We start from the raw sequence: 12,899 nt of genomic DNA, 5'->3' as shown, positions 1-12,899 counted from the left end.
GCATCCTACCCCTACCCGCGGACCACCAGGCAATCTTCCTGCAGCGGCGGACCGCGCGCCGTCAGGGAGCTAGCTCCGCCGCCGCGTCAGGACGGCAGCTTAGCCAATCCTGCCCGGGTGATTGGAAGAGAGACCGGACATTGGGACAGGGGTCGGTCTCGAAGGAATGTTATGCGGAGCGGATCACAGAAATCCATCCGCTTTGCAACGAAGAGTTACAGTTGGGCGGCAAGGCGGGTGGCCTGGTCGATGGCCCGCTTGGCATCCAGTTCGGCGGCGACATCCGCTCCGCCAACCCGGTGCACCGCGATGCCCACGGCGATCAGTTCGTTTTCCAGCTCGCGCAGGGATTCCTGGCCGGCGCAGAGCACCACGTTGTCGACCGCCAGCACCTGCTCGACGCCATCGGGCAGGCGCAGGTGCAGCCCGGCGTCGTCGATGCGCAGGTATTCCACTCCGCCGATCGCCTTGACGCCGCGCTGCTGCAACCGCGCGCGATGAATCCAGCCGGTGGTCTTGCCCAGGCCCTTGCCCGGCTTGCCCGGCTTGCGCTGCAACAGCCAGACATCGCGCGTGGGCGCCGGCGCAGCCACCGGGGCCAGTCCGCCCCGGGTACCGAAGCTTGGATCTATCCCCCATTCGGCGTAGAAGGCCGCCAGCGGCTCCGCTTCGCGATGGGGATGGGTGAGGAAATCCGCCACATCGAAGCCGATGCCGCCGGCGCCGATCAGGGCGACCCGCTGGCCCACGGCCTTGCGTTCCAGCAGGACGTCCAGATAGCCCAGCACCTTGGGGTGATCGACGCCGGGAATGGGAGGAACACGCGGGGTGACCCCGGTCGCCAGGATCACCGATGCGAAGCCCGCGGCCTGCAGCTCGGCGGCGCTCACGCGCTGGTTGAGGCGCACCTCTACGCCCAGGCGCTCCAGGCGGCGCCCGAAGTACCTCAGGGTCTCGCCGAACTCCTCCTTGCCGGGGATGCGCTTGGCGACGTTGAATTGGCCGCCGATACGGGCGCTGGCCTCGAACAGCACCACGCGATGGCCGCGCTCCGCCAGGGTGCAGGCGGCCGCCAGCCCGGCCGGCCCGGCGCCGACCACGGCGAAGGTCCGCGGCTGGACGGCGGGCAGGATCTGCAGCTCGGTCTCGTGGCAGGCCCGCGGATTGACCAGGCAACTGGTCAGCTTGCCGGCGAAGGTATGGTCCAGGCAGGCCTGGTTGCAGGCGATGCAGGTGTTGATCTCGTCGGCGCGCCCGGCCGCGGCCTTGGCGACGAAGTCGGGATCGGCCAGCAGCGGTCGCGCCATGGACACCAGATCGGCCTGGCCGGCGGCGAGGATGGCTTCGGCCACCTCGGGGGTATTGATGCGGTTGGTGGCGATCAGCGGCACCCCGACCCGCCCCTTGAGCTGCGCGGTGACCGCGGCGAAGGCACCGCGGGGGACCAGGGTGGCGATGGTGGGAATCCGTGCCTCGTGCCAGCCGATGCCGGTGTTGATCAGACTCACCCCGGCCGCTTCCAGCCAGAGTGCCAGCTGCAGGCACTCCTCGGGCGAGCTGCCCTGCTCTACCAGATCCAGCAGCGAAAGGCGGAAGACGATGAGGAAATCCCGCCCGGTGGCCGCGCGAATGCGCTCGACGATGGCCAGGGGCAGATGGCAGCGGCTGGCGAAATCGCCACCCCAGCGGTCCGTCCGGTGGTTGGTGCGGGCCGCGATGAACTGGTTGATGAAATAGCCTTCCGAGCCCATCACCTCGACGCCATCGTAGCCGGCCTGCTGCGCCAGCTGCGCACAGCGGACGAAGGCCTCGATCTGCGTCTCCACCTCGGCCTCCTCAAGTTCACGGGGGGTGAAGGGGTTGATCGGCGCCTGCAACGCCGAGGGCGCCACCAACTTCGGGTTGTAGGCGTAGCGACCGGCATGGAGGATCTGCAGGCAGATGCGGCCGCCCTCGGCATGCACCGCGGCGGTGATGGCGCGGTGCTGCTCGGCCTCCTCGGCCGTGGTCAGCTTGGCGGCGCCCTGGTAGACGGCGCCCTCTGCGTTGGGCGCGATCCCACCGGTGACGATCAGGCCCACGCCGCCGCGGGCCCGTTCGGCGAAGAACACCGCCATGCGCGCGAAGCCCCCCGGCCGCTCTTCTAGGCCGGTGTGCATGGACCCCATCACCACCCGGTTGCGCAAGGTGATCGCACCTACACGCAGGGGTTCGAGCAAATGCGGATAGGCTTTATCAGGGGTGGTATTGCTGGGGGCAAGCTCGATCATGGCGGTCTCCGGTGGCTGGCCTTTCTGGGAAGGCCTGGTGCCACGATAGGAGCAGCCCGCTCGGGTCTCAATCACCAAAAATGACAACCTCTTTACCCAAATGCACAGCCGCTACTTGGCAGTGGCCCTGCGGTCTCCTACCCTGGGCACCTTTATCCCGCCCGGCCGAGGGGGCCGGGACCGCTCTGGAGTGCTGATGCGCAAGCTCGTGTTCCTGGTGCTGATCGCCCTGTTCGCCGTGCTGGCGGGCTGGGTGGCCCAGCGGCCAGCCTTCCATTACCTGTCGGATCTGCGCAGCAGCCTGGCGGTGGACCTGACCACCACTCCCGCCGCGGCCACCACCGGCAACCTGCTGGGCATCGAGCCCGACTTGGTCGCCCTGGACTACGGCAATCCCGAGCGCCTGCGGCTCAAGCTCGATGCCGCCCTGGATAATGCCCGCCGCCTCGGCCTGCTCGGCAGCCAGACCATCGTGGTGCTCCCAGAACACCTGGGTACGCCGCTGGCGCTGATGGGCGAGAAGCCCGAGGTCTATGCCGCCGCCCGTTCCGCGGAGGCCATTCGATGGCTGGTGCTGGGTAATCCCCTGCGCGTCGCCCGGGCCTGGTTCCAGGCCGAGGGTAACCCGCGACTGGGCGACAGCCTGCTGCGCATGAAGGCCTGGGACATGGCCAGCGCCTACCAGCAACTCTGCGCCGGTCTCGCCCGCCGCTACCACGTCACCCTGGTCGCCGGCTCCATCGTCCTGCCCGGCCCGGCGCTGGTCGACGGCGAGTTGACGGTAGGCAGCGGCCCCTTGCGCAATGTCACCCTCGTCTTCGGCCCCGACGGCCAACCCCTAGGTCGACCGCTCATCCGGCCGCTGGCGAACGACGAGCGCGGCGACGACCTGACCCCGCCTTTGCTGCGTCTGCAGACGCCACTCGGCCGCCTGGGTGTGATCCAGGGCAGCGACTCCAGCCGGGCCGGGGTACTGGACGATCCGCAGGTGGACCTGCTGGCGATCCCCGCCCTCGTCTCCGGCGCCAATCCCGCACCCGCGCCCTTCGATCCGCAACGGCTGCGCGCCGCTGGGATCCGGGCGGCACTGGAGGTCCACCTGCGCGGACGGCTGTGGGAATGGCAGGCCAGCGGAGCCAGCCAGGCCTTCACCCCGGACGCGGCCTCGGCCACCGATCCCGCCCGGGCCGGCACCCAGCTGATCAATCTGCGCCTATGAGGGCGCCGGCGCTGCGCCTGGGCGACCTGTCCACCGGCTTCGTGCTGGCACTGGCCGCTGCCGTCGCGACGCGAGGGGCGGATGCCCAGGGCCTGCTCGACCGCTTCGGGCTGACGGCGGCGCGCCTGGCCGAGCCCGGTGGACGGCTGTCGATTCCTCACTACATGCGCCTCGGGCATGCCGCCCTGGAGCTGACCGGCGATGCCGCCCTGGGCCTGGCCATGGGCCAGGCGATGCGCCCGGCCTTTCTCGGCCTGGCGGGCGTCACCGTCGCCCAGGCGGCGGACGTGCGGCACGCCGCCGAGACGCTGCTCAGGCTGGAGCCGCTCTATGGTCGCAACTACCGTGGCCAGTCGCGCTACGTCGCCCAGGGACGCGATGCCTGGCTGCACTTCTATAGCATCAGCCCCTACAACGGCTACAACAGGTTCGTGGTGGACGTGGTGCTCAGCGCCTGGCTGGCGCTCTTGGGCGCCGTGGCCGGGCAACCGCTGCGACCTCGTCGTGTGCTCATCGAATACCCGGCGCCAGCCAACCCGGCCCCTTACGAGACCGTCTTCGGCTGCCCGGTGGAATTCGCCGCCAGCGAGAATGCCCTGCTGCTCGATGCCAGCACCCTCAGCCTGCCCGGCGCCGAGCATTGCCCGGCCACCTGGCGCCAGTTGCTGGCCCTGAGCGATGCCGAGCACGCCCGCCTGACCCGTACCCGCGGACTCACCGAGCGGGTGGTCGAGGTCATGGGGCCGCTGTTGCGCCACGGCGAGCCGACCCTGGAGCAGATCGCCGCCCGGCTGCGCCTGCCGCCCTGGACGCTCAGGCGCAAGCTGGCGGAAGAAGGCACCCAGTACCGGGCGCTGCTCAACCTGACCCGCCGCGACCTGGCCCTGGCCTATATCCGCGACACCGAGGCCAGCTTCGGCGAGATCGCCTACCTGCTGGGCTTCGCCTCGCCCGCCGCCTTCCAGCGCGCCTTCAAGCGCTGGACCGAGCAGACCCCGGGCGATTGGCGGCGCCTGCAGCGGCAGACGATCGCCGGCTAAAGGGAGCGTCGGCGCCGATCCCGGGTCCTAACTGGCTGATCCCTCGTCATGACCGATACCTGCCCATGCCGAAACTCCTGTTTTGCCTGCTGCTGCTCTTCGCCCTGCCCCTGCGCGCCGCGGAAACCGCCAATGGCGCGCCCGCCGGCCTCGACCCCCAACAGGCTCGCCAGGTCGCGGCCCTGCTCCAGGATCCGCAACGCCGCCAGGAACTGATCCTGACGCTTGAGGCCATCGCCAACCAGACGCCGAGCGCGAAGGCCGCGGCCCCGGCCACCGCGACCACCGCTGCGCCGGCAGCGACCCCGGCACCGGCCGCTACCGAGGAAAAGACGCTGGTGCCGCTGGAGGCCAACGGTCTCATCGCCCAGACGCTCAACCGCGTCGGGCGCTGGGCCGACAACCTGGGCGGCGAGCTGGTCCAGGTCCAGCGGGCGGTCACCAGCCTGCCGGACTGGTCCCGTGCCAGTTTCACCTCGGCCGAGGGTCGTCACGCCCTGCTGGAGGCCTTCCTCACCCTGGCCGTGCTGTTCACCGCCGGCCTGCTGGTCGAATGGCTGGTACACCGCCTGCTCGGGCGTCCGCGGCAGACGCTGCAGCGGCATGCCGATCACGCCGACAGCCTGGCGCGGCGCGAGGCGCAGCGGACGGCGGCGCGACAGTCCTCGGTGCCCTCCGAGGTCGTCGACGACAGTGCCGCCGCCACGCGCCCGGCGGAGCCCGCGGTGGCCCTGGTCCAGACCCAGCGCGACGGCGTCGATCGCCTGGAAGAGGTGCCCATCGCCCCATCCGACAGCGCCGCGCCCCCACCGAGCGAACCGGCGCCCGCGGCGACCACGCCCGCGCCGGCATCTGCCGAGCGCAGCAGACCGAGCGCCGAGGAGCACTGGACCACCCTGAGACACCTGCCCTTCGCCCTGGGACTGCTACTCCTGGAGCTGCTACCGCTGCTGGCCTTCTGGGCCACCGCGGCGCTGACCATCCACTACCTGGTGGGATCGAATGCCAACCAGCGCGAGCTGGTCGGCGGCTTCCTCGGCGCCTACCTCACCACCCGCCTCGCGCTGATCGTGATCCGCCTGCTGATCGATCCCGCGGCCCATGGTATCCGCCTGCTCAAGGTCAAGGCGTCGCTCGCCAATACCCTGCTGCGCTGGCTGCACGCCTTCGTCGCCCTGATCACCTTCGGCCTGGCACTGGCCCAGGCCGCGGACATCCTCGGCGCCAACGAAGCCGGCCGCGAGGCCATCGTCAAGCTGGTCTCGCTGCTCGCCCACCTGCTGGTGGTCGGCCTGATCTTCCATGTGCGGCGACCGGTCGCCGCACGCATCGCCGGCCGCCAGGACGGCAGTGGTGCCCTGGCCGTGCTGCGCGCCTGGCTGGGTCAGGTGTGGGCGGTGTTCGCCGCGGTCTTCGTCATGGGCGGCTGGACCATGTGGGCGCTGGACATCGAGAACGGCCTGCCGCGGCTGATGAACTTCGTCGCCCTCTCCGCCGGCATCGTCATCCTCGGGCGACTCGCCGCGGTGTTCCTGCTCGGCCTGCTGGGTCGGCTGTTCCAGCCGGTAGCCCGCGAGGGCGCCCCGGCCCCCGACCTGCACCTGCAGCGCTACTACCCCCTGGCACGCTGGCTGGTGGGGGTGATCGTCACCCTGGTTACCGCGCTGGCGCTGTTCCAGTCCTGGGGCTGGGACGTGCTCGACTGGTTCGCCACCGGCAGCATCGGGCGCAGCCTGCTGTCCGCCTTCCTCACCATCCTGGTCGCCGCAATCATCGCCGTCGCCATCTGGGAAGGTGCCAACGTCGCAGTGAACGGCCGCCTGACCCGCTGGACCGAACGCGGCGACACCGTCCGCGCCGCCCGCCTGCGCACCCTGTTGCCAATGCTGCGCACCGGGCTGTTCATCCTCGTCGCCCTGATCGTCGGCCTCACCGCCCTGAGCGAGCTGGGCATCAACACCACGCCACTGCTGGCCAGTGCCAGCATCATCGGCGTAGCCCTGGGTTTCGGTTCGCAGAAGCTGGTGCAGGACTTCATCACCGGCATCTTCCTGCTGCTGGAGAACGCCATGCAGGTGGGGGACTGGGTCACCGTGGCCGGGGTCTCCGGCACCGTGGAATACCTGTCGATCCGCACCGTCCGGCTGCGCGCCGGCGACGGCTCCCTGCACATCGTGCCCTTCAGCTCGGTATCGGCGGTCAACAACATCAACCGCGGGATCGGCAACGCCGCCCTGCGCATCAGCGTGGGCTTCGGCGAAGACATCGAACGCGCCATCGCCGAACTCAAGGACATCGGGGCCGGCATGCGGGCCGACGAGGCCTTCAAGGACCTCATCCTCGCCGACCTGGAGATCTGGGGAGTGGATGCGGTGGACGGCTCCATGGTCACCCTGGCCGGCCAGATGAGGTGCATCGACAAGGGCCGCTGGGGCGTCCAGCGCGAACTCAATCGCCGCATCCTCGAGCGCTTCCGCGAACGCGGCATCGAGATCGCCAATCCGCGCGCCAGCCTCTTGGTGCCGAGCGAGACCGGTGTGGTACCGTCCGCGCCCATCCAGCCACGCCCCGCGGAGTAATCGCCGTGCAGTATCGCCAAGATGCCTTCAATGGCCTGATCATCGACGCCGCCTCGCTGCCCTCCTCGCGCGACGCCTTCGCGCCCGCCCTGGCGGAGCTGCTCGACCAGGCTCGCCGTGAGGGCCGCAACCTGATCTGGCTGACCCTGCCCCTGGCCCTCGGCGAGCTGGTCGGCGTCGCCACTGCCGCCGGCTTCGTCTTCCACAACTGCCTCGAACAGGAATTGACCCTGGTCTGGCGCGGCACGCCCACGGCCTTCGCGCCCTTCGTCCCGACCCACAGCCTGGGCGTGGGCGGTCTGGTGCTCAACGAACGGGGCGAACTGCTGGCGATCCGCGAGCGCGGCAGCCAGGGCTACAAGCTGCCGGGCGGCCACGTCGAGCTGGGCGAGGACCTGGCGCCCGCGGTGATTCGTGAGGTCTGGGAGGAAACCGGCGTCCGCAGCGCCTTTCGCGCCATCGTCGGCATGGTGACCACCCACCCCTATCGCTTCGGCAAGTCCAATCTCTATGTGGTCTGCCGGCTCGATCCGTTGAGTGCGGAGATCGCCATCCAGGACCCCGAGGAGATCGAGGACGCCCGCTGGCTGGCACTGCCCGACTATCTGGCGGACGACGGCAACAGTGCCTTCAATCGCGAACTGGTGCGCAGCCTGGCCCGGAGCGAAGGCCTGGTCCCCAGCACCCTCAACAGCGAGCGTTATCCCAAGGCCGAGGTCTTTCTCGCTTAGAGCCCGTTCAAAGGCTGCTGCGCGTCGGCCAAATGGCGTTGGAAATGGTCCAGGTCGCCAGCCCGCCTGGGCGGCTCCGTCGCCATGCTCCTTTGCGCTCTCTAAACCCGAGCGCCGATCCGATCCGCTTCCTCAGCCATTTTCGCGGAGCCGCCTGGGCCTGGCTTGTCGCTGGCTTGCGCCTGGTCGAACAGGCTTTCAGGCGTCGAAGGACTGATCCATGCTCTCGGCCGGGTGGGCGTCCCGGGGCCGACCGACCGGCCGAGCGGGGATGCCCACCACCGTGGTGTGGGGGGCGACGGGATGCAGCACCACACTGTTGGCGCCGATCTTGGCGCCCTCGCCGATCTCCAGGTTGCCGAGGATCTTCACCCCGGCGCCGATCATCACGCCGCGGCGCACCTTGGGATGGCGATCGCCCTGCTCCTTGCCGGTACCCCCGAGGGTCACCTGCTGCAGGATGGACACCTCGTCTTCCACCACCGCCGTCTCACCGATGACGATACCGGTGCCATGGTCGAGCATGATGCCGCGACCCAGTCGCGCGGCGGGATGGATGTCGATGGCCAGCAGCCGGTTGCAGCGTGCCTGCAGGTGCAGCGCCAGCAGGCGTTCGTCGTTGCGCCAGAGGGCATGCCCCAGGCGATGGGCTTGCAAGGCGAGGAAGCCCTTGGAGAAGAGGAAGATCTCCAGCAGGCTGGCATAGGCGGGATCGCGCGCCAGCACCGCCTCCAGGTCCGCGCAGGCGGCCATCACCAGGGCCGGCAACTCGGCATGCAGCGCCGCGAAGCGCCAGGCCAGTTGCTCGGCCTGGTGCGGGTCTTCCGCCAGCGCATCGGCGCAGCGTCTGGCCAGGGCGCTGGCCAGGTCGTTCGGCTGCAGCAGCGCCCGCGCCAGACCGGCGGCCAGCGCCGGTGCCTCCCGCTGCCCGGCTTCGGCCTGGGCGCGCAGGAGTTGCCAGAGTTCGGGTGCGGAGCGAGCGGCCATGGCTAACAGGTTTCCTGAACGAGAGGGTCGTGCAGCTTAACGGGCGCAGCGGGCAACGTCTTGTACATCAGGGTGGTGCTGTCACGCCGGGTGGGCTGCAGGGCATCCAGGGCATAACCGGGAATCCGCCCCGCCACCGCGTAGCCCAGGGACAGATAGAGCGGCTCGGCATGGTCGTCGCTGCGGGTGTCGAGGGTCAGGAGTTCTCGCCCAAGGGCTCGCGCGGCGTCTTCCAGCGCCTGCATCAGGGCGCGAGCGAGGCCCAGGCGACGCTGCGCGGGATGCACCAGCAGCTTGGCCACTTCCGCTCGATGGGGCTGGTTGGCCGGGGTGTCGAGGACCAGTTGCACGCTGCCGACCACCCGCCCGGCCACCCTGGCCACGAACAGTAGCCGCGCACCCCGGGCCACGCCCGCTGCCACGCTGTCCGTCCAGAAGCGGCGACTGGCCGCTTCGGTCAGCGGCAGGATGAAGCCGATGCTGGCTCCCTGGCCCACGCAGGCGCCAAGCAACTCCTGGAAATCGTCCAGGTGCGCGATGAGACCTGCGGCGTCGAGCCGTTCGATACAAGGGGTGGAGACCATGGCCAGTCCTCAGATCATGAACAGGAGATAACGAGCGCCCGCAGGGCCGCTCAGGAAACGACTGCTGCCCCAGAGTCGATAGCGCAGGCAATCACCGGCGACCAGCTGGTAAGCCTGTTCCTCGACCCAAAGCTGGAGCGCTCCTTCGAGCAGCACCAGGTGATGCTCGAGGCCGGGTCGGGGCGAAGCCTCGTAGCGGAGGTCGACGCCCGGGCCCAATTCGCTCTCGATCACCTCTCCCGCCAGCGCCCGCGACGGCGGCGAAACCGAGCGCCGGGAAAACGCCTGGGCAGGATCACGCCAGACCTGCTGCACCGTGCGCTCCAGTTGCGCCGGAAAGCTGCTCTCGACGCTGTGCAGCAAGCGGGTGAGGGTCAGGCCATAGGCCGAACAGAGTTGACCCAGCACGGCGGTGGTCGGGCTGACCTCGGCATTCTCCAGGCGCGACAGGGTGGCGCGACTGACGCCGCTGCGCGTCGCCAACTGCTCCAGGGACCACGCCTGTTCCAGCCGTAGCGCCTTGAGCCTGAGGGCCAACTGGGTATCGAGCATGGTAGCCTCCCAAAAATGATATTTTCTCCCACATTTGAGAATTCGAGGCAAGCCTAGAATAGACTCGGGCGTCAAGAACCTGGCCTAGCTCCTGAGAAGAGAGACGCATGGGTATCGAAAAGAATGATGGCCGGACGTGGTCTTTCACTATTAACTTTATGTTTAATGGCTATCACCACAAACCTTATTGAAACAACCATTAACCTACGCCTCCGTTGAGCCAGCAAACAACTATTATCTTAAGCAGCAATATTCGGGCAAAGACCCTGAATAATGCATGGATAATTATCTCTCCTGGCGGCTCCTGTCCGACCGGTTCAACCACGGGTCCGACCACCGATTATTTTGGTAGATTCAGGCGAACGCCAAGGTGCAATTAGCGTCTGAATCCTTATCCCAGAAACCCACGCCAGGCGCGGGTTAAGCAAAATATTTCAAAAGATTTCAGATTTTTTGGTTTTGTTTCTTAGACAATCTTATATTTATTGCTCGAATTCCTTTACAGACCCTGTACAACCTTTCTTCCGACCGCTCTGGCGCCCACCTCACTTCCGCGCGAAGTTATATCGAAGTTTGACCTCGTCCAATTAAACTTCCCTCCATCGCATGCCCAGAACTGGTTTTATCAAGCCTGACTCTTACTTGTTGAATGGCTTAGCCTTTAGGGGGCGCAGCGCGTTCAACCCTTTAGTGAAGAGAGTGGAGAGGTCTTATGGCTAACAAGAGCAGCAATCCCGGTAACTTCGCCAACAACCGCGAGCGGGCGGCAGAAGCGGGACGCAAGGGCGGCCGCGCCAGCGGTGGGAATTTCGCCAACAATCCAACCCGCGCCTCCGAAGCCGGCCGCAAGGGTGGCCAGAACAGTCATGGTACGCGCCGATCCGAAGCGGCGAACGACGCTGCGACGACCTGAAGCGCACTGCTCTCTCCAAGCAGCCTTCCGAGCTAAGCGATCCTCGGCAGGCTGCCCCTCCCTCGCCAGCCGCACCGTTCAGCCAACCTTCGGCGCCGTTCCGCTCTCCCCAGTGAGTCGTGACTCACACAAATGCATGACCGTGCTACTTTTATTGGACAGCCAGAGTGGCCCCCGGGGCTCACTCCCCCGCCCTCGTCCGCCTGCGCCGGTGCCCATGCTCGATAACATCCGCATCCAGAACAAACTCTTCGCCGGCTTCGCCGCCATCATCGCCCTGGTCGTCGTGCTGCTCTGGCTGACCTACGGCGCCTTGCAGAGCCTGGTCGATGCCAATCGCTGGGACAGGCACACCGCCGAGGTGCTGCTGTCGGTGAGCGAATTGGACAACGATGTCCTCGAGACCCGCGCCAAGCTGCGCAACTACTGGCTCTTCAACACCCCGGCCAACCTCCAGGCGGTCCATCAGGCCTGGCCTGATCTCGAGGCATCGCTGAGGGTGCCCTTGCAGCTGACCGCCGATAACGCGGTCCAGCAGCAGCGTTTCGCCCGCCTGCAGGCGAGCCTGGCGGAATGGCGGCAGAACGCCTTCGACCCCCTGCTCAAGCTGCGCGAGACGACCTCGCTGAGCCCGGCGCAGTTGGCCAACGAGCCGCTGCTGAGCACGATGTCCGCCCAGGTCGACGGGCTGCGCCAGCAGATCCAGGCGATTGGCGACGAAGAGCGCCAGCTGGCCGCGCAACGGGCAGGGCATACCGACGTCGTCCGCAGCCAGCTGACCTGGACACTGCTGGCCGGTGGTACCCTCTGCGTGCTGCTCGCGGCCCTGATCGCCTGGGTGCTGTCCCGTACCCTGCTGCGTTCCATCAATGGCCTGACCGACACCGTCGCGCGGATTTCCGCTGGCGAGGCGGGCGCGCGGGTGCAGGTGCGCGGCCGTGACGAACTGGGCCAGGTCGGCGTGGCCTTCAATCAGATGGCCCAGCAGATCCAGGACGACCACGCCCGCGAACAGGCGCTGATGCAGCGCCTGCGCGACGACGTCGACGACCTGCTCGGGGTGGTCAACAAGGCCGCCGCCGGCGATCTCACCGGACGCACGGCGGTCGGCGGCGATGACGCCATCGGCCAACTGGCCCGCGGCCTGAGCAAGATGATCGAGGACCTGCGCGGCATGATCACCAAGGTCCAGCGCGCCGGGATACAGGTCACCTCCTCCACCACGGAAATCGCCGCCTCTTCCCGGCAGCAGGAAGCCACCAGCATCGAGCAGGCGCAGACCAGCGTCGAGGTCCTGAGCACCACCCGGGAAATCGCGGCCAACGCCAATGCCCTGCTCAAGACCATGGAAGAAGCCGTGCAGGTGGCGGACGAGACCACCCACGGCGCGGTGCAGGCGCGCACCAGCCTGGCGAGCATGGACGGCACCATGCAGCGCATGGTGGCAGCCACCGACTCCATCAACGCCAAGCTCGCCGCCCTGTCGGAGAAGTCCAGCCACATCAACAAGGTGCTGACCACCATCACCAAGGTGGCGGACCAGACCAATCTGCTGTCGCTCAATGCCGCCATCGAGGCGGAAAAGGCCGGCGAAGCCGGTCGCGGCTTCTCGGTGGTGGCCACCGAGATCCGCCGGCTGTCCGACCAGACCACCGCCGCCACCGACGACATCGAGCAGATGCTCAAGGACATGAACTCCGCGGTGTCCGCCAGCGTGATGGGCATGGACAAGTTCTCCGAGGAGATCCGCCGCAGCGTGCAGGAGGTGGGCAGCGTCAGCGACCAGCTGGCCGGGGTGATCGAAGACGTGCAGAAGCTCCCGGCGCGTTTCGACATCGTCCTGGAGGGCATGCAATCCCAGGCCGTGGGCGCCGTCCAGATCGCCGAGACCATCACCCAGCTCAACGACAGTACCCAGCAGACCACCGAGGCGCTGAAGGCCACCAGCGAGGCGGTCCAGTACCTGCAACAGGCGGCCCAGGACCTGCAAAGCAGCGTCGCTACCTTCGCGGTCAATCGTTGAC

The 12,899-nt window shown here is 67.9% G+C and carries 9 protein-coding genes and 1 pseudogene; 6 read left to right on the top strand and 4 right to left on the bottom strand.

Going from position 1 to position 12,899, the window contains the following annotated elements; all coding sequences use genetic code 11:
- Nucleotides 1-215 precede the first annotated feature (215 nt).
- The gene (locus tag ACYJP6_RS19775; RefSeq protein WP_459477089.1) at nucleotides 216-2,270 is read right to left on the bottom strand and encodes an oxidoreductase; all 2,055 of its coding nucleotides are present in this window, start codon (nucleotides 2,268-2,270) and stop codon (nucleotides 216-218) included.
- 196 nt (nucleotides 2,271-2,466) lie between these two features.
- Between ACYJP6_RS19775 and ACYJP6_RS19770 the strand changes: the two genes are divergently transcribed.
- From ACYJP6_RS19770 to ACYJP6_RS19755, 4 genes are all read left to right on the top strand, one after another.
- Complete coding sequence (locus ACYJP6_RS19770) at nucleotides 2,467-3,489, top strand: carbon-nitrogen hydrolase family protein (protein ID WP_459477087.1); 1,023 nt, start codon at nucleotides 2,467-2,469, stop codon at nucleotides 3,487-3,489.
- Nucleotides 3,486-4,529 (top strand): AraC family transcriptional regulator, encoded by a 1,044-nt coding sequence (locus tag ACYJP6_RS19765; RefSeq protein ID WP_459477085.1) that lies wholly within the window; start codon nucleotides 3,486-3,488, stop codon nucleotides 4,527-4,529. The genes ACYJP6_RS19770 and ACYJP6_RS19765 overlap by 4 nt, the downstream gene beginning before the upstream one ends.
- Nucleotides 4,530-4,594: 65 nt before the next feature.
- On the top strand, nucleotides 4,595-7,108 hold the full coding sequence (locus ACYJP6_RS19760; RefSeq protein WP_459477083.1) for a mechanosensitive ion channel domain-containing protein: 2,514 nt from the start codon (nucleotides 4,595-4,597) through the stop codon (nucleotides 7,106-7,108).
- A 5-nt stretch (nucleotides 7,109-7,113) separates the two neighbouring features.
- Nucleotides 7,114-7,839 (top strand): NUDIX domain-containing protein, encoded by a 726-nt coding sequence (locus tag ACYJP6_RS19755; RefSeq protein WP_459477081.1) that lies wholly within the window; start codon nucleotides 7,114-7,116, stop codon nucleotides 7,837-7,839.
- Nucleotides 7,840-8,037: 198 nt separating this feature from the next.
- Here ACYJP6_RS19755 and cysE read toward each other — a convergent pair whose 3' ends face one another.
- From cysE to ACYJP6_RS19740, 3 genes are read right to left on the bottom strand one after another with little or no spacing between them, the layout of a single operon-like run.
- Nucleotides 8,038-8,826: a serine O-acetyltransferase gene (cysE, locus tag ACYJP6_RS19750; RefSeq protein ID WP_459477078.1), complete on the bottom strand. Its 789-nt coding sequence runs from the start codon at nucleotides 8,824-8,826 to the stop codon at nucleotides 8,038-8,040.
- Between the two features lie 2 nt (nucleotides 8,827-8,828).
- Nucleotides 8,829-9,410: a GNAT family N-acetyltransferase gene (locus tag ACYJP6_RS19745; RefSeq protein WP_459477075.1), complete on the bottom strand. Its 582-nt coding sequence runs from the start codon at nucleotides 9,408-9,410 to the stop codon at nucleotides 8,829-8,831.
- Between the two features lie 9 nt (nucleotides 9,411-9,419).
- Complete coding sequence (locus ACYJP6_RS19740) at nucleotides 9,420-9,962, bottom strand: helix-turn-helix domain-containing protein (protein ID WP_459477073.1); 543 nt, start codon at nucleotides 9,960-9,962, stop codon at nucleotides 9,420-9,422.
- A gap of 736 nt (nucleotides 9,963-10,698) precedes the next feature.
- Here ACYJP6_RS19740 and ACYJP6_RS19735 point away from each other — a divergent pair.
- Together ACYJP6_RS19735 and ACYJP6_RS19730 are read left to right on the top strand one after the other, a co-directional pair.
- Nucleotides 10,699-10,875 (top strand): annotated as a pseudogene (locus ACYJP6_RS19735) (con-10 family general stress protein); the annotation flags it as partial.
- A 217-nt stretch (nucleotides 10,876-11,092) separates the two neighbouring features.
- Nucleotides 11,093-12,898, top strand: a complete 1,806-nt coding sequence (locus ACYJP6_RS19730) for a methyl-accepting chemotaxis protein (RefSeq protein ID WP_459477070.1) — start codon at nucleotides 11,093-11,095, stop codon at nucleotides 12,896-12,898.
- Nucleotide 12,899: the final 1 nt, after the last annotated feature.

The sequence above is a fragment of the Pseudomonas sp. No.117 genome (assembly GCF_054558395.1).
This window is presented reverse-complemented; position numbering and strand designations above follow the sequence as displayed.

Coding starts and splice junctions, on each gene's coding strand:
- ACYJP6_RS19745 (WP_459477075.1), bottom strand. CDS start 9,410: ATGGTCTCCACCCCTTGTATCGAACGGCTCGACGCCGCAGGTCTCATC.
- ACYJP6_RS19740 (WP_459477073.1), bottom strand. CDS start 9,962: ATGCTCGATACCCAGTTGGCCCTCAGGCTCAAGGCGCTACGGCTGGAA.
- ACYJP6_RS19770 (WP_459477087.1), top strand. CDS start 2,467: ATGCGCAAGCTCGTGTTCCTGGTGCTGATCGCCCTGTTCGCCGTGCTG.
- ACYJP6_RS19765 (WP_459477085.1), top strand. CDS start 3,486: ATGAGGGCGCCGGCGCTGCGCCTGGGCGACCTGTCCACCGGCTTCGTG.
- cysE (WP_459477078.1), bottom strand. CDS start 8,826: ATGGCCGCTCGCTCCGCACCCGAACTCTGGCAACTCCTGCGCGCCCAG.
- ACYJP6_RS19730 (WP_459477070.1), top strand. CDS start 11,093: ATGCTCGATAACATCCGCATCCAGAACAAACTCTTCGCCGGCTTCGCC.
- ACYJP6_RS19760 (WP_459477083.1), top strand. CDS start 4,595: ATGCCGAAACTCCTGTTTTGCCTGCTGCTGCTCTTCGCCCTGCCCCTG.
- ACYJP6_RS19775 (WP_459477089.1), bottom strand. CDS start 2,270: ATGATCGAGCTTGCCCCCAGCAATACCACCCCTGATAAAGCCTATCCG.